Genomic DNA, 21,523 nt, shown 5'->3' on the forward strand with positions numbered 1-21,523 from the left:
GTGGTTTTGAAACTCCCGGCCCGGCTCACTCGTGGACAGCCGCCGAATTGCATGCTTGCATGAGTGTAGGTTGTTGACAATCCTACGACGCGGCCTGATGTTGATCTCCGTAGTAGATCCGTGAATCACCGCGGTCACCGAGCGAGGAGCCGTCCATGAGTGCCTTGTCCCCCGTCCTCAAGCAGGCCACCCCCGTCCTGGCCGAACGCGGCGAGGGCGTCCGTCTCTACGACGAGTCGGGCCGCGCCCACCTGGACTTCACTGCCGGCATCGGCGTCACGTCCACAGGGCACTGCCACCCGAAGGTGGTGGCCGCCGCCCAGGAGCAGGTCGGCAAGCTCATCCACGGCCAGTACACGACCGTGATGCACAAGCCGCTGCAGACCCTCAGCGCGCGCCTGGGCGAGGTACTGCCGAACGGTCTGGACTCGCTCTTCTTCGTCAACTCTGGTTCGGAGGCCGTCGAGGCCGCGATGCGCCTCGCCAAGCAGGCCACCGGTCGGCCCAACATCGTCGCCTTCCAGGGTGGCTTCCACGGCCGTACGCTCGCCGCCGCGTCCATGACCACGTCGGCCACCAAGTTCCGCTCCGGGTACGGCCCGCTGATGTCGGGCGTCGCGCTCGCGCCGTTCCCCAACTGCTTCTACTACGGCTGGGACGAGGAGACCGCGACCAAGTTCGCGCTGCGCGAGCTGGACCAGCTGCTCGCCACCGTCACCACGCCCGCCGACACCGCCGCGTTCATCGTGGAGCCGGTCCTCGGCGAGGGCGGCTACGTTCCCGCGAACACGGCCTTCCTGCGCGGCCTGCGCGAGCGCGCCGACCGGCACGGCATCCTGCTGATCATCGACGAGGTGCAGACCGGCTTCGGGCGCACCGGCAAGTTCTGGGGCCACGACCACTTCGACGGCAAGCCCGACATCATCGTCACCGCCAAGGGCCTGGCCAGCGGCTTCCCGCTGTCCGCGATCGCCGCGTCCAAGGAGCTGATGGCGCGGGCATGGCCCGGCTCGCAGGGCGGCACGTACGGCGGCAACGCGGTGGCGTGCGCCGCCGCCATCGCCACGCTCGACGTGATCCAGGAGGAGAAGCTCGTCGAGAACGCCGCGGAGCGTGGCGCGCAGCTCTTCGCCGGGCTGCGCGAGGTCGCGGAGGCCTACCCGGTCGGCGGTCAGGGCGGCATCGGTGACGTCCGCGGCCTCGGCCTGATGGCGGGCACCGAGTTCGTCACCGCCGACGGCGAGCCGGACGGCGCCACCGCCGCCCGCGTGCACGCCGCCGCGTCCGAGCGCGGGCTGCTGCTGCTCACCTGCGGGACGCAGGGTCAGGTCGTCCGGATGATCCCGCCGCTCGTCGTGAACGGCGAGGAGATCGACGAGGGCCTGGGGCTGTGGCGCGAGTCGGTCGCGGCGGTCCTCGGCTGACACCTCCGGCAGGAATCGGGACGGCACCGCCCCGAGCTCCACTGTCGCCCCGGCCGGCCGCCGCCGCGCCGGGGCGACTGTGCGTTGCCCGGGCGACTGCGCGTCGCCGCCGCCCCTGTGGGCAATCGGGCCGCCCCAGAGGGGCGGTACGGGTGGGCACAGGGGCGGCCCCCGGTGCGGGCAGCACCTCGCCGCCGGCCCACCCCGGCTCCGCCCAACCGTGACCCCGCAATGCCCACGTTCCGCCACCTCGGCGCAACGATCTTGAGACCCTCTAGCCACCACCCCGTCCCCGTCCGCGCAGCTCGTCGCCCCGCCCGAAGGAGCCACCATGTCCGCCCCCGTCGCCACGACCGGATCCACCGCGCCCCGCCCGGACGCGCCCGACCCGGCGACGCTGCAGAAGCTGGAGCGCGCGCTGCGGGAGGCCGTGCCGCACGGCGAGGTCGCCTTCGGGAAGCGCCGGCGCGCCGAGTACGCGCAGGACGCCTCCGTGTACCGGCAGGTGCCCGCGGCCGTCGTGCTGCCCGCCGACACCGACGAGTTGGCCGCGGCGCTCGCCGCCTGCCACGCCCTCGACGTCGCCGTCACCCTGCGCGGCGCAGGCACCTCCATCGCGGGGCAGGCCGTCGGCGACGGCGTCGTCATCGACACCTCCCGCAGCCTCAACCGGATCGTCGAGATCGACGCCGAGGCGCACACCGCCCGCGTCGAACCCGGCGTCGTCCTCGACCGCCTCCAGGACGCCTGCAAGCCGCACGGCCTGCGCTTCGGGCCCGACCCGTCCACGCACGCCCGCTGCACCATCGGCGGCATGATCGGCAACAACGCCTGTGGCACCCACTCGGTGGCCTGGGGCCGCACCGCCGACAACATCGTCGAACTCGAGGTCCTCACCTACGACGGCGAGCGCATCCGGCTGCGCTCCCTCGACGCCGACGAACTGCAGGACGTCATCGACGAGGGCGGCCGCACCGGCGAGATCCACGCCCGCCTGCGCGATCTGCGTGATCGGCATCTCGGCATGCTGCGCACCGAGTTCGGCCGCTTCCGCCGCCAGGTCTCCGGCTACAGCCTCGAACACCTGCTGCCGGAGAAGGGCTTCGACCTCGCCGCGGCGCTGGTCGGCACCGAAGGCACCTGTGCGGTCGTCGTCTCGGCCACCGTCAAGCTCGTCGTCCTCCCGGCCCGCCGCACCCTCGTCGCGCTCGGCTTCTCCGACCTTCCGGCCGCCGGCGACGCGGCCCGCCACGTGCTGCGCCACGAACCCATCGCCTGCGAGGGCCTGGGCGGCGACCAGGTCGCGGCGCTGCGCCGCAACGTCCCCGACGCCCGCCCCGAGGAGATGCTCCCCGAGGGCGCGGGCTGGCTGCTGTGCGAGTTCGGCCACGCGGACGCGACGCCCGACCCCGAGGCCGAACAGGCCCGCGCCGACGCCCTGTTGAAGGACACCGGCGCCGTCGACGTACGTCTCGTACAGAGCCCGGCGGAACAGGCCGCCCTGTGGCGCATCCGCGAGGACAGCTCGGGCCTCGCCACCCGCGCACCCGACGGCTCCGAGGCCTGGCCCGGCTGGGAGGACTCCGCCGTCCCCGTCGAACACCTCGGCGACTATTTGCGCGATCTGGCCGCGCTCCTGGAATCGCACGGCCTCCAGGGCACCCCGTACGGCCACTTCGGCGAGGGCTGCGTGCACATCCGCATCGACTTCGACCACGCGACGGCCGAAGGCGTGCGGATCTTCCGTACGTTCATGAAGGACGCCGCCGAACTCGTCGCCCGGCACGGCGGCACGCTCTCCGGCGAGCACGGCGACGGCCAGGCCCGCGCCGAATTCCTCCCCCTCGTCTACAGCGAGGAGGCCATCGACGCATTCGGCGAGTTCAAGGCGATCTGGGACCCGGAGAACCGGCTCAACCCCGGCATCCTCGTCCACCCCCGCGCCGCCGACGAACGCCTGCGCATCACCGCGGGCCACCGCCCCACCCTCCAGCTCACCACCACGCTCGCCCTCGCCGAGGACGACGGCGACCTCACCAAAGCGCTGCGCCGCTGCGTCGGCATCGCCAAGTGCCGCACCGCGTCCGGCGGCGTGATGTGCCCCAGCTACCGCGCCACCGGCGACGAGAAGGACTCCACGCGCGGGCGCGCACGCGTGCTGTACGAAATGGTGCAGGGCGACGTCATCACCGACGGCTGGCAGTCGGAGGAGGCCGCCGAGGCGCTCGACCTGTGCCTGTCCTGCAAGGGCTGCAAGAGCGACTGCCCTGTAGGCGTCGACATGGCCTCCTACAAGGCGGAGTTCCTGCACCACCACTACAAGGGCAAGCGCCGCCCCGCCTCCCACTACGCACTCGGCTGGCTGCCCCTGTGGTCCCACCTCGCGGGCCTCGCGCCGAGCCTCGTCAACGCGGTGACGCGCAACAAGAAGGCCGCCACACTTCTTAAGAAGGCGGGCGGTATCGCCCCGGAGCGCCCCGTCCCGCCCTTCGCCGGGCGCCGCTTCCGTACGAGCTTCAAGAAGCGCCGCAACGTGCCGGCCCCCGGCAGCCGGGGCAAGGTACTCCTCTGGCCCGACACCTTCACCGAGTTCATGTCGCCCGAGGTCGGCCGCGCGGCGGTCCTCGTCCTCGAACACGCCGGCTTCGAGGTGGTCCTCCCGCCCGACCGCCTGTGCTGCGGCCTGACCTGGCACACGACGGGCCAACTCGACATGGCCAAGAAGGTGTTGGACCGCACCCTCAAGGCCGTCGACCCCTACCTCCAGCAAGGGATGCCACTGATCGGCCTGGAGCCCAGCTGCACGTCCCTGTTCCGCACGGACGCCACGGAGCTGTTCCCCGACGACCCCCGCGCGAAGCGCCTGGCCGACCAGACCATGACGCTCGCCGAACTCCTCGACCAGCGCGCCCCCGACGTCGACTTCGGCCGGCTCGACGACGTCACCGCCCTGACCCAGACCCACTGCCACCAGCACGCCACGCTCGGCAGCAAGGCGGACGACCGGGTGCTTGCCCGCGTCGGCGTGGACAGCGGCCGCCTCGACTCCGGCTGCTGCGGCCTGGCCGGCAACTTCGGCTTCGAGGACGGCCATTACGACGTGTCGGTCGCGGTCGGCGAACAGGCCCTGCTGCCGGCCCTGCGCGAGGCGGCCGACGACACGGTGGTCCTCGCGGACGGGTACAGCTGCCGCACCCAGATCACCCAACTCTCCGACCGCCGCCCACGCCACCTCGCGGAACTCCTCAGGGACGCGCTGCGGTCCCGGCGAGGAAACTGACCGGCCCGCCTCTTTCCGATGAGTTCTGCCGCGCGCGCCGGTCCATGAGTGTTAGTTGGTGCAGAGCCGACCGATGACGAGTGAAGAACCAGGGAGATCCGACATGCGCACGCTGATCAGTACGGCCTTCGTGTCCCTCGACGGAGTCATGGAGGCGCCGGGCGGCGAGCCCGGGTACCGCAACTCCGGGTGGACCTTCAAGGGCGTCGACTTCGTGCCCGAGGCGTTCGAGATCAAGGGTCGGGAGCAGACCGAGGCGACCGCGATGCTCTTCGGCCGGGTCAGCTACGAGGCGTTCAGCCCGGTGTGGCCGGGCATGGAGGAGTTCGCCGAGTACAAGCCGATGCCGAAGTACGTGGTGTCCACCACCCTCAAGTCCGGTGACCTGGTGTCCGGTTGGGGTGAGACGACGATCCTGCGCTCGCTCGACGAGGTCGCCGCGCTGAAGGAGACCGAGGGCGGCCCGATCATCATGCACGGCAGCGCCACCCTCAATCACAACCTGTCGGACGCGGGCCTCATCGACCGCTACCACCTGCTGGTCTTCCCGCTGCTGCTCGGAGCGGGCAAGCGACTGTTCAGCGCGACGGACAAGGACACCCAGCATCTGAAGCTCGTCGAGCACGAGGCGTACGCGAACGGGCTGCAGAAGAACGTCTTTGACGTCGTGCGCTGAGGCCCTCGGAGCGCTCCGTCACGCGTCGAAGTCGGTGGAGCGGGCGAGCTTCTCCCACGAGGTCAACTCGGATCGGGCGCCGTCGAGTTGGGCGGTGATCGCGTCGACCGCGTCGTTGCCGAGCGGCAGGCGCAGCGGCGGCTCGTCGGCGTCCACGGCGGTCAGGATGGCGGCAGCGGCCTTGGCCGGGTCGCCGGGCTCCTGGCCGCTGCCTCCCGGCAGTCCGGAGACGACCGGGCCCACGGTGTCCCGGTAGGCGTCCATGACCGGCGCCGGGGCCACCGCCTCGGTGCCGGCGAAGCCCGTGCGGAACGCTCCGGGCTCGACGATCAACACCTTGATGCCGAGCGGCGCGACCTCGGCGGCCAGCGCCTCGGAGAGCCCTTCCAGGGCGAACTTGGTGGCGCAGTAGGCGCCGACCCCCGCGAACGCGAACCGGCCGCCCATGCTGGTGAGTTGGACGATCGTGCCCGAGCCGCGGCGGCGCATGTGCGGCAGCACGGCACGGGTGAGCGCGGCAGGGCCGAAGAAATGCAGGTCCATCAGGTCCCGAAGCTCCGCGTCCGTGGCCTCCTCGACCGCCCCGACCATGCCGCGCCCGGCGTTGTTGACCAGGACGTCGATCCGGCCGTGCCGGGCGGCCACGCCGTCGACCGCGGCTTGCACGTCGTCGATGGCGGTCACGTCCAGCGCCAGCGTCTCGACCTGGTCCGGGTGGGCGGCGACCAGATCGTCGAGCGGCGCGGTGCGGCGTGCGGCGGCCACCACGACATCCCCCGAGGCCACCGCCGCCTCGGTGATCGCCCGGCCGAACCCGCTGCTCGCTCCCGTGACCAGCCAAACCCTGTTCATGGTGTTCTCCTCGATCCGGGAGCCGCCCCTGTCGGGGGCCCCGCTGCGAACTACCTTGCGGTGCGGACCAGTTGCCCGTCCAAGATCTGCCGTGATAGCCGATGGTTATGGACGTTCACGGGCGGGACCTCAGGTACTTCACCGCGGTGGCCGAGGAGTTGCACTTCAAGCGTGCGGCCGAGCGGCTGTACGTCTCGCAGCCCGCGCTGAGCAAGCAGATCAGGATGCTGGAGAAGCAGGTGGGGGCCGCGCTGTTCGAGCGGGACCGGCGCGAAGTCCGGCTGACCCGGGCGGGGGCGGCGCTGTTGCCGCACGCCCAGCGGATGGTCGCCGAGTGGGAGGCGGCGCGGGATTCGGTCGCCAAGGTGGTGGCCGAGCAGGCGTCGGCCCTCGTGGTGGGCATGAGCACCAGCCCGGGGCGCGGGGGCGTGCTGCCGGCGATCCGCTCCCGCTTCACCGCCGAGCACCCCGACACCCGGCTCCGGGTCCGCCAGGTGTCCTGGGACGACTCGACCGCAGGGCTCGCCGACGGCACGAGCGACGTGGCGTTCGTCTGGCTGCCGCTGCCGGAACAGGAGCGCTACCGGTGGTCGCCGGTCGCCGAGGAGCCCCGCCTGGTCGCCATGGCCGAGACGCACCCGCTCGCCGACCGCGAGACCGTCGACTTCGCGGACCTCCTGAACGAGCCGTTCCTCGCGCTTCCCGAAAGCGCGGGGCCGCTGCGGGACTACTGGCTCGCCACCGAAGCCCGCGGCGGGAAACCCGCGGTCATCGGCGCCGAGGTGGCCAGCGCCGAGGAGACGTACGAGGCGCTCGCCGCGGAACTCGGCGTCGTCCTGCTCGCGCTCGGCAACGCGCCGCTGGTCACCCTCGGCGGCGTCGTCACCCGCCCCGTCCGCGGCATCTCACCCAGCCGGTTCGTGTTGGCCTGGCGCGCCGACGACCGCCGCCCACTGGTGCACGCGTACGCGCGCGCCGCCGCGGACCTCAGTGACGGAACCCGTACTCCTCCCACTTCTCGACCACACGCCGCCGCACGTCCTCGGGGAACGAGTTCCGGAACGAAGCGGTGATCCCCGGTGCCTCACCGGCCAGTTGAGCGGGAAGCAGGCAGCTGATGACAGCCTTGCCACCACGGCCCGCGCGCGCCTCCTCCGGAGTGAGGTAGGGAACCATGGGGATGCCGGGCGCCTCCGGGTACACGTACTCGCCGGTGCCGGGGTGGTAGCGCGTCGCCATCGCCCACACCAGCTGGTCGATGTCGGTGACGTCGATGTCGTCGGCGACCAGGATCACCTTCGGGACGAGCCACCCGGTGTGCGAGCCGAACAGCACCTCGGCGACGGCATCGGCCAGTTGGCGCTCGCTCATCCGCATCCCCGCCAGCCGCCCGATGTCCACGGAGACGGCGATCCAGCACGTCGCGGCCTCGTACGAGCACCAGGCCATGGAAACGGGCAGCTCGCTGGAGCGCAGCAGGTCCAGGCTGGTCGCCGAGATCATCGTGCCCCAGATGGTGTGGTTCTCCTCCGGCGGCAGTCCCGCCACGCACACCGGCAGGATGGGCTCGTCGCGATGGGTGACGGTCGCGACGTGGAAGACGGGCTGCTGCTTGCTCTCGGCGAACGAATAGCCGTGGTACTCGCCCATCGGCCCCTCGGGGGCGGTCTCGTCCGGGCTGATCCAACCCTCCAGCACGATCTCGGAGTTGGCGGGCACGTGCAGATCGTGCAGCTCGGTCCGCACGACGTCCACCGGGCTGCCGGCGAGGGCGCCCACATACCCGTCCTCGTTCACCTCGGCGGGCAGTGGCATGCCCGCGGCGGCCAGTGCGGCGGGCGGCGCGCCGATGACCATCGCCCAGGGCGTGGGCTCGCCGCGCTCCCGCCACATCTGATGGATCATGCCGAGGTGCTGCTGCGGCATGGCGGGCCCGACAAGGGTGCGCGGCCCGTGCAGCATCGTGCGGCTGACGGACCAGCTCGTCCACCGGCCGTCGGGCGTGCGCACCACATGGAAGCCGTACGTCCCGAAGTAGCGGCCGCCGTCCTCGGCGTGCAGCAGCGGGACGGGGAAGCGGGTGAGGTCGACGTCCTCGCCCGTCAGGACGTTCTCCTTGCAGGGGCCGTCGTCCACGACGCGCGGCGCGAGGGGCTCGGCGTGCATCGCCGAGATGAGCCGTTCGAGGAGTTCGCGCGGCGTGGTGTCGCGGGGGAGCCCGAAGTGCGCGGCGAGCCGCCCGTACGCGCCGTCCGCGCGGCCCGTGAGACCGGCCGGCGCGCCGAGGATGCGATGCCCGGGCGCGCCCTCGGTGAGATTGCTGAACAAGGGAGCGGGGCCACGCGTCTCGTACACACGCCGCGTGATCGCGCCGACCTCGAGGGTGGGGCTGACCGGTTGACGGATGTCGACCGCGTCGCCGGCCCCGATCAACTCCTCGACGAAGTCACGGAAGTTGAGCGCGCTGCCGCGTTGCGTCATTGCAGACCTTTCCTACGGTTCCTGCGGGCGTGGGCCGGCGGAATCGGCTCCCCCCGAAGGTGTCACACACAGTTATTACGTACACGTCCTTCTTTTCTCACGGTAAAGTACGTGTACGTCCTAATCAAGCGAGGGGTCCCATCCGATGTCCCGTCCGGCATCCCGTCCACTGTCCGGTCCGCCGTCCCGAAAGAGCCCGCACGCCGAGGCCCTGGAGGCGGCGCTCGACGGCGTCGGGCCGCTCGCGCGCCAGCTGAACCAGCTGCACACACGGCTCTGGTACGAGCAGGTCCACCAGGACCTCACAGGACCGCAGTTCACCGTCCTGAGCCTGCTCGACCTGCACGGCGACATGGACCAGGGCACGCTCGGCACCCTGGCCCACCTCGACAAGTCGACGGCCGCACCGCTCCTCGAGCGACTGCGCCGGCGGGGCCTGCTGGACCTCGAGAAGGACGAGCGCGACCGGCGCCGCAAGCTGGTGCGCATCACGGAGAGCGGCCGTCACCTGGTGACGCGGCTGGCGCCCGGTGTCACGGATGTGAGCGACCAGCTGCTGGACGTGCTCTCGGAGGAGGAGCGGGAGGAATTCCTGCGGATGCTGCGGCGGGTGACGTTGCGTCAACAGGGCTCGTGAACCCTCACGCCGTCACTTCGACGTCGACGAGTTCGCCGGGTTCTCACGCTGGTCGTGCACGATCGACGACGGGATGGACGCGTCGTTCTTGAGCGCGTTCCAGACCTGGTCCGCGTCCGGGGCCTTGGGGGCGACGCGGTTGGGGTCGCCGGGGGCGGTCTCGGTCGGGAGGGTCACCTGGGTGACGTCGTCCGCCCCGATGCCGGTCAGGCTCTTGCCGAGGCCCAGGAGGGAGCTCACCGAGTCCAGACCGGTGTCCGTGGTCAGGGACTTCGTCAGGTCGGACGCGAGGTCGTAGGCCTGCTTGGGGTGGGTGACCAGGTCGCGGGCCTTCACCTGGTCGATGACGGCGGTGGCCATCTGCTGTTCCAGGGTGATGCGGTCCAGGTCCGAGCCGTCGCCGACACCGTGCCGGGTGCGGACGAAGGCGAGGGCCTCGTCGCCGTCGAGGTGGTGGGTGCCGGCCGGCTCGTCGAAGCCGCTGTCGGGGTCGTCGATGTCCTCGGTCGTGGTGATGGTGACACCGCCGATGTCGTCGATGAAGTCCACGAATCCGGAGAAGTCGAGCTCTACGTAGTGGTTCAGCTCGAGGCCCGACATCTGCTCTACGGTCTTCACCGTGCACTCCGGACCACCCTTGCTGTACGCCGAGTTGAACATGGCGTCCTGCTGCGCGGGGGCCGTGTCGCCGTCGCTGTCGGTGCACGCGGGGATGTCGACGAGGGTGTCCCGCGGGATCCACACGGTCTCCGCCTTGGTGTGGTCCTCGTTGATGTGCACGACGGCCGTGGTGTCCGAACGCGAGGTGCCGCCGGTGTCGCCTCCGGCGAGGTCGCCGTTGTCACCGGAGCGGGAGTCGGAGCCCATCACGAGGATGTTCATCTCGCCGGAGTCGTCGGTGTCCGTCAGCACCTTGGACAGGTCGATCCCGGAGACGTTGTGGTCCAGACGCCAGTACGCGCAGCTGGCCGTGCCGAGGCAGACGATGAGGAGGAGGGCGACGACCCAGATGACCCGGCGGGCGATGCGCTGCTTGTGCGTGCGTTCGGCCTTGCGGGGGCTTCCGTCCTTGTGAGTGTGCTCGGCCTTGCGGCGCTGGTTGTCCGGGTTCCGCTCGGGCAGGGGGAACCGTCGTCCTTCGCGCGTGGCCATCGGTGAGGAACCTTTCGTGGAGGGGCCGGCCCGGACCGGCGGCGGTGCGTGCGGCGCGACTGTCGGGGCGCTCGTCTTCGGTGGGCGGCGCTCTGCCGGGCGTGACGTCGCCGGGCGGCCGTGCGCTGCGGTGCACACGGTCACTCCACTTCCGTCCTAATACCGTCGCCCGGGCGGACGCGGGGCGCCAAGAGGCGAAGGGCCCGACCGGTCCGGGGCTTCCGGACCCGTGCGGGCGCGGTGAGAGGATCGGGCCATGGCGACGACCACCGCGACCGGAGACTTCGAACTGACCATGGACGAGCTGCGCGAGGTCGCGCGGTACGCCGTGCAGAGCGCCGAACAGGTCCTCCCCGTGTTCGAGGCCGCGGCGCCGGACGACCCGCGGCCCCGCGCGGCCGTCGACGCCGCGTGGGAGTTCGTCAACGGCGCGAACCGGTCCCGGCTGCAGCGCGTCACCTCGCTCGACGCGCACCGGGCCGCCGCGGCGGCGGACAGCGAAGCCGCCCGGCTCGCCGCGCGCGCCGCGGGCGACGCCGCGTCCGCCGCGTATCTGCACCCGATCGCGAAGGCCACCCAGGTCGGGCACATCCTGCGCGCGGCCGCCTGCGCGGCCCGTGTGGCGGAGCTGGCCGCGGGCGGCGATCCGGAGGTGGGGGAGCGGGACGTCGAACGGGCCCGGCGGCGCGCCACCCGCGTCCTCGTCGACGTGCTGAGCCGGTACCCCGCGGCGCCTCAGGGGAAGGGACGTGTGGCGCACCTGATGAGCGCGCTCGACGCGTCGTTGCGCGGTCCGCACCAGTAACGCGGAGGCGGCACCGGCTGGTGCTGGTGCCGAAGCCTGGAGTCAGCCGCCGTAACGCGGGTCCGTCTCCACGAGCCGGGCGAGGTTCTCGAGTGCCATCCGCGTGCCCGTCTCGTTCTGGTCGGCGGGCACGACGTCGGGGATCCCCTCGTGCAGCATCCGCACCTCGGTGCCGCCGTCCGCGTCGGTGAGCGTGGTGGTCATGGTCATCGTGTCGCGCAGCGTGGGATCGGCGGACTCGAAGGCGAGCACCTCGACCACCTGCTCGTCCGGTACGAGCCTGGCGAAGTGTCCGTGGTACGTGTCGGTGTGCGAGGCCGACTTTCCGTTCCCGGTGGGCGCGTCGTAGGTGAGCGAGACGCGGAACCTTCCGCCCTCGCGGGCGTCGAACTCGTGCACACGGCTGGTCATGCCGTCGGGCATCCGCCAGTGCGCGATCGCGTCCGCGTCGATGAGCGCCCGGTAGACGGCGGCACGTGGGGCGTTCACGTGCTGGGTGAGCTCGGTCGAGTACATCGGCCGAGCGTAGCGTTCGGGCCTTCGCCCGCCCCGGGAAGACGCGAGGGCGACGCTGGAGAGCGGGGACGCTTCGGCCGGTCCCGAAGTGTTCCGCGCCTAGCGTCGGTGGCATGAACCGAACCGTGCATGAGATCTCCCGTTACAAGGACGCGCGTGCGGCGCTGGCCAACCCGTACCTGGTGCCGGAGGTACCTGAGGCGCCGCCGGCTGCCGAGTGGAAGCAGGGCGCGTCCATGACCTGGTTGCGGGCCTCGGTGCCCCGGTTCAGTTCCGGCGAGACGCACGCGCGGCGCCGGGCGCTGGTGGAGGCCGAGCTGGCCCGCCTCGACGTGGCGCGGCTGCGGAAGGCGGCGGCACGGTGGCCCGAGACCGAGGACGCGGCTCCGTACGTGGTGAGCACCCTCGCCGAGGCCCTGGGATACCGCGAACCCCACGCCGTGGCGGAGGCGGTCGGGACTGTGTCCCGTGTCTACTTCGGCGGCGAGACCCCGGAGGCCGACGCAGCGGTGGCCCGCCTCGTGGACCTGCTGTCCCCGCCGTGGGAGCGGCAGGGTGAGGGCATCCGGGAACCGGTCCTCGACGGCGCCCGAGTGCCGGAAGGCGCCCGGCAGTTGGACGGCCCGCGACAGCCGGATCGTGCCCGGCAGTCGGATGGCCCTCGAGGGCCGGGCGGCAACCGGCAGCCGGATGGCGCCGGTCAGCCCGTTGGCCCCCGAGAGCCGGACGGTCCTCGGCAGTCGGATGGCGCCTGGCGGTCGGACGGCCCGCGACAGGTGGACGGCGCCCAGCAGGCGGATGGCGCCCGCCAGGCGGACGGTCCTCGGCGGTCGGATGGCGCCGGTCAGTCGGATGGCCTTCGGGAGTCGGGCGGCGACCGGCAGCCGGATGGCCCTCGAGAGCCGGACGGTCCTCGGCAGTCGGAGGGCCCTCGGCAGGTGGGCGGCGCCCAGCAGCCCGATGGCCCCTGCCGGACGGACGGCGCCTGGCAGACCGATGGCCCGCGTCAGGCGGACGGCCCCCGACAGCCGGATGGCGCCCGGCAGTCGGACGGCCCCCAGCAACCCGACGCCCCCCAACCCCCGGACCACACCGAGCTCGCCGCCGCCCGCATCTGCCTCCTCGTACAGGCCCGCGACGCGACCGCCGCCCTGGTGCGCCATGCCGAGGCCGCCCCCGTCTCCGGTCCCGCCGACGCCCACCCCATCGAGCACCTCCTCCACGAAACCCTGCGCAACGACCCGCCCGTCCGCGCCCTGCGCCGCGTCGCCGCCCGCGACACCCGTGTCGCCGGTAGGGACATCGCCGTCGGGGATCTTGTTCTCCTGGGCGCCACGGCGGTCGGGCCCACGGATGCCGACGAGCCGCTCGCCTTCGGGGCGCCGCCGCGTGTCTGCCCGGGTCGGGAGCACGCCATGGCCCTCGCCGCGGGTGCCCTCGCGCACCGGCAGTCCTCGGTCACCCCCTTCGCCCGCCTGCACCGCAAGGACGTGCCGCTGTTGCTGCCGAACGCCTGGGACTGTGCCTCGGCCGCCGCCCTGGCCGGTGCCGGGTTCGAGGCCGTCGGCACCACCAGCCTCGGTGTGGCCGCCGCGGCCGGGCTCCCGGACGGCGCGGGTGTCACCGCCGACGCCACCCTCGACCTGGCCCGCCGACTCGGGCGCACCCAGCTGTTGTTCACCGTCGACATGGAGGGCGGATTCAGCGACGATCCGGAGGAAGTCGCCGACCTGGCCCGCCAGTTGAGCGCCGCGGGCGCCGCCGGGATCAACCTCGAGGACGGTCGCGCCGACGGCAGCCTCACCCCGGCACACCAGCACGCCGCGAAGATCGCAGCGGTCAAGGACGCCGTCCCCGAGCTGTTCGTCAACGCCCGCACGGACACGTACTGGCTGGGCCGTGAGCAGGAACGCACCGAGGAGCGCCTTGCCGCGTACCAACAAGCAGGCGCCGACGGGCTGTTCGTGCCCGGCCTCGCCGAATCCGACCGGATCTGCGACATCGCCGCCCGCTTCGAACGACCGCTCAACATCCTCTACTCGCCCACCGGCCCGACCCTCGACGAACTCGCCGCGCTGGGCGTCCGCCGCGTCAGCCTCGGCTCGCTGCTCTACCGCAGGGCGCTCGGCGAAGCCGTGGCCACCGCGCGGGCCGTCCGCGAAGGACGACGGCCCACCGGCAACACCCTCTCGTACGGGGAAGTACAGGACCTGTAGCAGCCCCTGTAGCAGGCCCAGGCGCTGGAACAGTCCCTGTAGAAAGCGGTCAGCGCTCCGGCGCCGGGTTCGCGAGCGCCGTCGTCGTGCAGTAGCCGATCGGGCCCGCCGCGTCGTACAGCGTGCAGTGCCCGACGGCGATGCCGTCCTCCGCCGTGTGCCCCGTCGCCTCCAGGCCGATCTCGTCGCTGAGCGGGAGCCGGCTCAGGGACAGGGTGTAGTCGGCGTTGATATAGCGCAGGCCGTGGTCGCTCGCGTGGGCGAGCGGGCTCGCGGTGTCCGCGGCCAGCGCGGCGCGGACGAGCGGGGACAGCGCCTCCCCGCCCACCAGCGGCCGGGCGTCGCGCATCCAGGACCGCCGCCGCTGATCGCCGCTCCACTCGCGCACGGGCCGAAGCTCGTCGTCGAACCGCAGGAACTGGGTGCGCCCGTGCGGGGCCAGCAGCTCCTGCGCCGCGGGCGCGTCCCATGGGCCGGTCGCGGGAATGTGACCCGGCGGCGGTGTGCCGGTGCGCAGCAGCACGGCACTGGCCCGCGCCAGCGGCTTCCCGTCGGCGCCGCGCACGACCGCGTCGGCCACGCGGATCCGCCGCCCGTCGCGGACCCGCTCTGTGGTGACACCGACATGGGCGAACGGCGCGGTGCGGAACAGATCGACGGTGAGCCGCGCGAAGTGCAGCCCCTCCTCGGCGTGTTCACGCTCCAGCGCCCGCGCGGCGAGCCCGCCCAGGAGCCGGCCGTGCACCGTGTCGGGCGCCCACCAGCCACGCGCGTGCGACTCGGGCACGAACACGTCCGCGCTCCGGGTGAAGTAGGGCGCCGCGTCCTCGGTCTGTGCCACGTGTGTTCCCTTCAGTGCGTCGTACGCCGGTGCGTACGGGGGTCGGTCATGCGGAGCGGATCGATGTGCAGCGGATCGAGCCTGCGGATGAGCGCGAGCGTGGCGTGACAGATCGCGTCCGCGTCCCGCTTGCGCGCGCACGTGCCGATCTCCCTCCCCGCCTCGCCGATGACGGAGGTGAGGACGCCGACCACCAGCCGGTCCACGGGCTCCTTGCCGGCTTCGAGCAGCACCGAGTTCTGCCGGATCCACTCGCGGCCGCGCGCCCGGCGCATCAGCTCGAAACCGGGCGGCCCGTCGCCGTCCATCCACAGCTCGATCAGGTCACGCCGCCGCCAACAGCCCTCCAGGAAGCTGCGGGTGCCGACGAGGAACAGCTCCAGCGGATCCGTCTCGCCCGCCGCCCGCGCCGTGGCCACCGCCTCGGCCGCCTCGCGCTCGCGGGAGTTCTCGTAGTCCTCCCACAACGCGACGAACAGCTCCGTCTTGCCGCCGAAATGGTGGTAGAGGCTGCCGACGCTCGACCCCGCCCTGCGCACCACCGCGACGATCGCCGTGTCCGTGAACCCCTGCTCGCAGAAGACCTCGCGGGCGGCGTCCAGCAGGTTCCGACGGGTCTGTTCCGTGCGGCTCCACTGCCACGCGTTGTCTTTGGCCGAGATCCGCTCCGCCTTGCGTGCCATCCGGTCGTCACCCCCTCCGTACCCACTGTTGCGCACCCACTGTCGTACCGAACCGAATTTTAGAATCAGCCAATTCCCCGCGCCAGAAGCCCGGTTGAACTCGTTCCGACCTCTTGACCGACCGCCGGGCCGCGGGCAACTTGAACTCATTCCTAGATTCCCGTTCCAGGATTCCCGTACTCGGGATTGAGGGGGCACTTTCATGGTCGACTTCTCGCTGTCCACCGAGGAACGTCAGATCAGGGACACCGTGCGCGCGTTCATCACCAAGGAAGTGATGCCGCTGGAGCAGGACGTCCTGCGCAACGAACGGGCCGGTCAGCCGGGTGTCGACCCCGAAGTCGTCGCCGAACTCCGCGCCAAGGCCCGCCGGTCCGGCTTCTGGGGTGTCAACACCCCGGAGGAGTACGGCGGGATGAACCTCGGCGCCGTCATGTCGGCGATCATCGCGATGGAGATGGGCCGCACGTTCGTCCCCTTCAGCTTCGGTGGCAGCGCCGACAACATCCTCTACGCCTGCGACGACGAGCAGAAGCAGGAGTACCTGCTGCCCACCATCGAGGGCGAGCGCCGCTCCTGCTTCGCCATCACCGAACCCGGCGCGGGCTCCGACGCCCGCAACATCCGCAGCCGCGCCGTGTGCGACGGCGACGACTGGCTGATCACCGGCGAGAAGACCTTCATCACCGGGGGCAACGAGGCCGACTTCGTGATGGTGTTCGCGGTCACCGACCCGGACAAGGGCGCCGACGGCGGTGTCACCTGCTTCCTCGTCGACCGCGACATGGGCTGGAAGTCCGAACCGATCGAGACCATGGGCCAGTGGGGCCCGGCCTCGCTCGTCTTCGACGAGGTACGCGTCCCCGGCCGCAACGTCCTCGGCGAGGTCGGCAAGGGCTTCGAGCTCGCCATGCAGTGGATCGGCCAGGGCCGCTATCTCATCCCCGCACGGGCCATCGGCTCCGCCGAACGCATGCTCCAGATGGGCGTCGACTACGCCCGCCAGCGGCACTCCATGGGCCGGCCCATCGCCGACTACCAGGCCATCCAGTGGCACATCGCCGACTCCCAGGTGGAGATCGAGTCCGCGAAGTGGCTCACCCTGTACGCAGCCTGGCGGGTCCAGCAGGGCATGGACGCCCGGCACGCCTCGTCGATCGCCAAGCTCAACGGAGCGGTGATGGCCAACCAGGTCGTCGACCGCGTCCTGCAGATCCACGGCGGCATGGGCTACACCAAGGAACTGCCCATCGAACGCTGGTACCGCGAGCTGCGGCTGCTGCGCATCTTCGAGGGCACCGACGAGATCCAGAAGCGCACCATCGCCCGCAACCTCATCAAGGGGCACGTACGACTCGGCGGGATCGGCGAGTGACCGGGCGGCGCCCGCGCATCCGGCTCTTCCGGGTGCGCGAGCTCGACCAGTACCCGGACGCCGGACAGCGGATGCGCATCCTGTCGATGGCGGTCCTCGCGGTCCTCATCGCCTCCTACGAGGGCCAGATCGCACCCGTGGTGCCGCTGCTCCTCGACGACCTCGACATCACGCTGACCACCTACGGGGCCGTCTCCGCGACGGCGCTCGTCGCCGGGGCCGTGGCGTCGATGGTCGGCGGACGGCTCACCGACACCGTGGGCCGGGTGCGGCTCATCGTGCCGCTGCTGATGCTCACCGCGGGCTGCTGCTTCCTGATGACGACCGTCCACTCGGCCGGCCAACTCCTCGCCGTGCGCGCCGTGTTGTCGGTCGTCGACGGCATGGCGATGGCGGGCACCGCACCGCTGGTGCGGGACTTCTCGCCGCGGATGGGCCGGGCGCAGGCCTTCGGCTTCTGGACCTGGGGCCCGGTCGGCGCGAGCTTCCTGGCCGCCGCGGTCGCCAGCCTCACGCTGCCGCTGTTCGACGACTCGTGGCGCTCGCAGTTCGTCATCATGGGCTCGGTGTCCCTCGTGCTCTCCGTGGTGATCGCCTTCAACATCGCGGACCTCTCACCGGAGTTGCGGGCCCGTATCGTGCAGTCCGAGCGGGAGACCCTCGGCCACGCGGACCACACCCAACCGGCCCGAGCGCGCGACCTGTTCAAGCACCGCGCCATCTGGGCCCATGTGATCGGCATCGCGTCCTGGCTCGTGCTGTACGTGACACTCGTTGTGTACGGGCAGACGATGCTCGCGGAGAGCTTCGACCTCGACGCCGCGACGGCCTCGCAGATCATGGCGGCGTTCTGGACGCTGAACATCTTCACCCTCGTCCTGTCCGGCCGGTTCTCCGACAGGCTGCAACTGCGCAAGCCCTTCTGCGTCGGAGGGACGGTGGGCAGTGTGCTGCTCACCGGGTACCTGGCCGGCCTCGTCGGACGCGACGACGTCTCGCACCTGCACATTGCGATCACCGGAGCGCTCCTCGGCGGGGTGATGGGCTGCGCCTACGGGCCGTGGATGGCGAACTTCTCGGAGAACGCCGAGGACGTCGACCCGCGCCTGCAGGGCACCGCCTGGGGTGTGTTCACCTTCCTGACCAAGGCGATGGGTGTGGTGGTGCTCCTCGCCGTGCCCCGCGTCGTCGAGGCCCACGGCTGGCGGGACTGGCTGATCGTCTCGCTGTGCTGCATGGCCGTGTTCGTCCCGGCGTCACTGCTCTTCCGCGGCCCGTGGCGCCGGTCGAAGGCGGCGCCGGTGGCAGCCCCACAGGACACTGAGACCCCGGCCGCCGCCCCCGCGGGCGACTGACCGGGATCAGCCAAGGGTCAGCGCACGGAAAGCCGCACCAGGCGCGCGTCCGTGGCCCGCTCGCCGGGCACCTTGAAGGCGACGTAACGGGCCCTCGCCGAGCCGAGCGACAGCGACCGGTCCGGCCGCTTCCCGTCGAGCCGGCCCGCGACCCGATACTCGAGCCCGTCGGTGCTGAGTTCCACCTCGGCCGCGGGGGCGCCGCCGACCGTCCACTGCGCCTCCACGGTGCGCAGCGCGACCTCCTCGCCGAGGTCGACGACCAGGCGCCCGCCGGGCCCCGGGCGCCACGAGGTGCCCGGGTCGCCGTCCACCGCTGTCGCCGGGTCGGACATGCCCGCGGGCAGCGGGCTGGTCGGGAAGACGGTCCGGCCGAGCGCGCGGTCGTCCAACGGGAAGGCGGTGGCGCCGGGGAGGTGCAGCGTCGTCTCCCGCGTACGGGACACCGTGGCCACGGCGTGGCGGCCCTGCGCCTCCACACGGACCCGGCACGCCGCCCCGGAGAGCCGGAGTGTGGCGCCGTCGACCACGCGGACGCGCAGCCCGGCGGGCAGTCGATCGCCGGTCAGCGGAGCCAGTGTGAACCGGGGTGCGAGCAGCACCGCCTCGGCCGCGTCGAGGTCCGCGCGGTAGGTGACACCGTCATCCGTGACGCTCTGGTCACCTTGGAAGGCGGTGCGACGGTCACCGGACTGCGGGACGTCGGCCGTGGTGACGACCCGCTCGCCCGACAGGTTGAACAGGCTCAAGTACCCATCGGTGAGCGCCACTTGGACACCATCGGCCTCTGCCGTGGGGGCGGGCCTACGGGCGACCGTGCGCAACGCGCTCGTCGACGAGCCCGCGAAGCCCTCGACCACGACGGGCGCCGCCGGACCGTCCGCCGCCACGATCGTGTCTCCGTACACCGCGAGCGGGTGCTTGCCACCGCGGACGACGAGTCCCGCCCTGCCGTCGACGTCGAGCCAGCCGCCACGGCTGCTCACGTCCGGCACCGGCCAACTGGCCAGGTCCTCCCAGGTCTCGCCGTCGGTCGAGCCCTGGATGCGGTAGGCGCGGCCCGCGGCGGCCTCCCAGCGCAGTGTCACCTGGTCGATGTCGTGCCGCGCGCCGAGGTCCACGGCGAGCCAGCTGTCCGCGCGCGGACGGTCGGCCTTGGACACGGCCCACCGGGTCGCCGGGTCACCGTCGACGGCGAGCCCCGGCCCCCTGCCCGTTTCGCTCGACGACGCGGTCGCCGCCGCGCCGCGCGCGAGGTCCGCCCCGTCCGCGCCGTCGCGCACCTCCAGGGCGAACAGCGAGTACCCGTACGTCGGATCGGGCCGCACCCCGAGCATCCGGATGTGCCGCACGGCCGTGCGCGGGACATCGACCTTGTCGACGCGCGCCGCCGAGCCCGATCCCTCCTGCGCCCGCACAGACGCGCTGCCCTCCTCGAAGCGGTAGGTGCGCGACCCGTCGAGTCCCGCCATGCCCGGCATCGTGAGGTTGTGGATCTCCAGATGGCCCTCGCCCGCGCCCGTCCCGGACGTCGCGTAGACGACCGAGCCGGTCGGCAGCGTCGCGAACCCCGCGTAACCGCCGTCCAGTTGGAGGACGCTCGCGCTGCCGTCGAAGCCGTCGCGCAGGGACTCGTAGAGCCGTACCGCGCGGTGGGTGACCTTGCCCTTGGAGGAGGGGAGGAACATCGGCGTCGCGCCGCTCAGCTTGAACAGCCAGTCGTCGTGCCCCGGCTGCCAGGCGAACTTCACGAAGTCGGGCTTGCTGACGGTGCCCGCCCAGGCGGCCGGTGTCTGGTGCGAGACGAGGCCGGGGCCGGTGCCGAAGTCCGTGACCCCGGACGCGTGGGCGAACAGCTCCTCCGCCGAGTACGGGCGGACCGGGTCGCGCCCTTCCTCCGCCGCCCACACGTGCAGCAGATAGCTGATGGCCAGCTCGGCGCGCGCCTCCGGCTCGTACTTCGGCTCCCCGGAGAACTTGGCCAGACGGTGTTCCGGCGGATACTTCTGGTACGCCTCGAGCCGCTCTGCCAGCGCCTGTTCGGCGCGCGCAGCCGCCCGGTCGCCCACCACCTGCGCGAAGAAGGCCAGCGGGATGATGTCCCGGCCGTAGAGGTGCTCGCGGTCGTTCACCATCGGCATCAACGGCTCACCGGCGTCGCTCATGACACCAAGGAGCGTGCGCCACAGCGGCTCCGCGTTCGGCTGCTTCGTCAGCACCTCGGGCAGCGGCCGGCCAGCCGCCAGGAAGTGCGCGGCGTTCCGCCCCGAGGTGCGCCACAACTCCTCCTGGTAGTGCGGGCCGAAGGAGCCGTGGTTCTCGACGATGAACGTGTCGTACAGGTTCCGCGCGGTGTTGCGCGAGACGCGCACACCGTCGACGAGCGCCGGATTGGCCAGGTCGGCGGGCGGAAGCCCGGCCTCGTTGCGCGACCACGTGCCGTAGCCGGACTCCCAGTCGGCGTGGCGCGGATCGTCGGGCGCCCAGGCGAGGGCGGGCGCGAGGGTCTGCGCGTACAGACCCATCTCCTCCAGCTTGGTGTCACCGACGTGGCCGCCCTTGAGGCCGTTCGGTGTCCAGTCACCCGAGTCGGGGTCGTCGCCCGTCCCCAACGACGTGGTGTACGCGGCCTGTTCGCGCGTGATGGTGTCGATCCGGTCGCGCGTCGTGTCGTCGAGCTCGTCCCACAGGAGGCGCGCGGCGAGCACGAAGTACGACTGGAAGGTGGTGTCGAAGAACAGCTTGCGGCCCCATTCGGTGCCGCCCGTGAGCCGGTTCGACGCCGCGAAGTGCCGAATGGTGGCGAGCGTGCGCGCCTTGAGAGTGTCCCGGTCGATGCCGGCCCGCTCACCGTCGTACGTGCCCTGCGTCAGCAGGACCGCGTTGCCGAGGACCACGGCGAACCCGAAGTCCTTCGCCTTGTAGTGGCCGAGTGCCGCGTCCCACTGGGTCTCGGACCAGCGGGTGTGGTCCAGCAGCACCCGGTGGTAGGTGGCGGCGATGTCGTCCGGGGGAGTGGCCGAACGCCCAGCCGCTCGCGACGGGTTCGTGCCGGTGAGAGTGGGAAGGGCGGCCATGGCGCCCGTCAGGCCGACGGCCTGCAGGAACCTGCGGCGATGGAGCTGCGGGAGGTGGTGCGGCATGGCCAGGACCTCTTTCGCGAATCACGAGACAACGTTGTCAGGTGCAAGGGGCTCAGTATTCGATCTGTGTCGGCGGGCGTCAACGGT

At 71.8% G+C, this 21,523-nt stretch carries 16 protein-coding genes; 9 read left to right on the top strand and 7 right to left on the bottom strand.

Translation table 11 applies throughout. The features are described 5' to 3' along the window. Positions 1 to 155 precede the first annotated feature (155 nt). From ACYSUO_RS14280 to ACYSUO_RS14290, 3 genes are all read left to right on the top strand, one after another. The gene (locus ACYSUO_RS14280; protein ID WP_461776457.1) at positions 156 to 1,424 is read left to right on the top strand and encodes an aspartate aminotransferase family protein; all 1,269 of its coding nucleotides are present in this window, start codon (positions 156 to 158) and stop codon (positions 1,422 to 1,424) included. 331 nt (positions 1,425 to 1,755) lie between these two features. Then, positions 1,756 to 4,704, top strand: coding sequence for an FAD-binding and (Fe-S)-binding domain-containing protein (locus ACYSUO_RS14285; RefSeq protein ID WP_461776458.1), 2,949 nt, complete (start codon positions 1,756 to 1,758; stop codon positions 4,702 to 4,704). A gap of 103 nt (positions 4,705 to 4,807) precedes the next feature. Beyond that, positions 4,808 to 5,380, top strand: a complete 573-nt coding sequence (locus tag ACYSUO_RS14290; protein ID WP_461776459.1) for a dihydrofolate reductase family protein — start codon at positions 4,808 to 4,810, stop codon at positions 5,378 to 5,380. 18 nt (positions 5,381 to 5,398) lie between these two features. Here ACYSUO_RS14290 and ACYSUO_RS14295 read toward each other — a convergent pair whose 3' ends face one another. Continuing rightward, positions 5,399 to 6,232, bottom strand: coding sequence for an oxidoreductase (locus ACYSUO_RS14295; protein ID WP_461776460.1), 834 nt, complete (start codon positions 6,230 to 6,232; stop codon positions 5,399 to 5,401). Between the two features lie 101 nt (positions 6,233 to 6,333). Here ACYSUO_RS14295 and ACYSUO_RS14300 point away from each other — a divergent pair, with 101 nt between their 5' ends. After that, complete coding sequence (locus ACYSUO_RS14300; protein WP_461776461.1) at positions 6,334 to 7,305, top strand: LysR family transcriptional regulator; 972 nt, start codon at positions 6,334 to 6,336, stop codon at positions 7,303 to 7,305. Here the strand turns inward: ACYSUO_RS14300 and ACYSUO_RS14305 are convergent. Beyond that, positions 7,220 to 8,713: a UbiD family decarboxylase gene (locus ACYSUO_RS14305; RefSeq protein WP_461776462.1), complete on the bottom strand. Its 1,494-nt coding sequence runs from the start codon at positions 8,711 to 8,713 to the stop codon at positions 7,220 to 7,222. The two genes, ACYSUO_RS14300 and ACYSUO_RS14305, sit on opposite strands and share 86 nt — an antisense overlap. 145 nt (positions 8,714 to 8,858) lie before the next feature. Between ACYSUO_RS14305 and ACYSUO_RS14310 the strand changes: the two genes are divergently transcribed. Continuing rightward, entirely contained in the window at positions 8,859 to 9,350 is a 492-nt protein-coding gene (locus ACYSUO_RS14310) for a MarR family winged helix-turn-helix transcriptional regulator (RefSeq protein ID WP_461776463.1), read from the top strand. Between the two features lie 12 nt (positions 9,351 to 9,362). Here the strand turns inward: ACYSUO_RS14310 and ACYSUO_RS14315 are convergent, their stop codons facing one another. Further along, positions 9,363 to 10,502: an LCP family protein gene (locus tag ACYSUO_RS14315; RefSeq protein ID WP_461776464.1), complete on the bottom strand. Its 1,140-nt coding sequence runs from the start codon at positions 10,500 to 10,502 to the stop codon at positions 9,363 to 9,365. Between the two features lie 256 nt (positions 10,503 to 10,758). On the opposite strand from ACYSUO_RS14315, the gene ACYSUO_RS14320 reads away from it, so the two are divergent. Continuing rightward, on the top strand, positions 10,759 to 11,307 hold the full coding sequence (locus ACYSUO_RS14320) for a putative immunity protein (RefSeq protein WP_461776465.1): 549 nt from the start codon (positions 10,759 to 10,761) through the stop codon (positions 11,305 to 11,307). 42 nt (positions 11,308 to 11,349) lie between these two features. Here ACYSUO_RS14320 and ACYSUO_RS14325 read toward each other — a convergent pair whose 3' ends face one another. Further along, positions 11,350 to 11,823, bottom strand: coding sequence for an SRPBCC domain-containing protein (locus ACYSUO_RS14325; protein ID WP_461776466.1), 474 nt, complete (start codon positions 11,821 to 11,823; stop codon positions 11,350 to 11,352). 113 nt (positions 11,824 to 11,936) lie between these two features. On the opposite strand from ACYSUO_RS14325, the gene ACYSUO_RS14330 reads away from it, so the two are divergent. After that, positions 11,937 to 14,039 carry an isocitrate lyase/phosphoenolpyruvate mutase family protein gene (locus ACYSUO_RS14330; protein WP_461776467.1) on the top strand — a complete coding sequence of 701 codons (2,103 nt, stop codon included), beginning with the start codon at positions 11,937 to 11,939 and terminating at the stop codon, positions 14,037 to 14,039. Positions 14,040 to 14,088: 49 nt separating this feature from the next. Here the strand turns inward: ACYSUO_RS14330 and ACYSUO_RS14335 are convergent, their stop codons facing one another. Together ACYSUO_RS14335 and ACYSUO_RS14340 are read right to left on the bottom strand one after the other, a co-directional pair. Then, positions 14,089 to 14,880: a thioesterase family protein gene (locus ACYSUO_RS14335; protein ID WP_461776468.1), complete on the bottom strand. Its 792-nt coding sequence runs from the start codon at positions 14,878 to 14,880 to the stop codon at positions 14,089 to 14,091. A gap of 11 nt (positions 14,881 to 14,891) precedes the next feature. After that, positions 14,892 to 15,563: a TetR/AcrR family transcriptional regulator gene (locus ACYSUO_RS14340; RefSeq protein WP_461776469.1), complete on the bottom strand. Its 672-nt coding sequence runs from the start codon at positions 15,561 to 15,563 to the stop codon at positions 14,892 to 14,894. A gap of 202 nt (positions 15,564 to 15,765) precedes the next feature. On the opposite strand from ACYSUO_RS14340, the gene ACYSUO_RS14345 reads away from it, so the two are divergent. Together ACYSUO_RS14345 and ACYSUO_RS14350 are read left to right on the top strand one after the other, a co-directional pair. Further along, positions 15,766 to 16,938: an acyl-CoA dehydrogenase family protein gene (locus ACYSUO_RS14345; protein WP_461776470.1), complete on the top strand. Its 1,173-nt coding sequence runs from the start codon at positions 15,766 to 15,768 to the stop codon at positions 16,936 to 16,938. Further along, positions 16,935 to 18,293, top strand: coding sequence for an MFS transporter (locus ACYSUO_RS14350; RefSeq protein ID WP_461776471.1), 1,359 nt, complete (start codon positions 16,935 to 16,937; stop codon positions 18,291 to 18,293). The genes ACYSUO_RS14345 and ACYSUO_RS14350 overlap by 4 nt, the downstream gene beginning before the upstream one ends. A 17-nt stretch (positions 18,294 to 18,310) precedes the next feature. On the opposite strand, the gene ACYSUO_RS14355 is transcribed toward ACYSUO_RS14350, so the two are convergent. Next, positions 18,311 to 21,436: a discoidin domain-containing protein gene (locus tag ACYSUO_RS14355; protein ID WP_461776472.1), complete on the bottom strand. Its 3,126-nt coding sequence runs from the start codon at positions 21,434 to 21,436 to the stop codon at positions 18,311 to 18,313. Positions 21,437 to 21,523: the final 87 nt, after the last annotated feature.

The organism is Streptomyces sp. UC4497 (assembly GCF_054871485.1).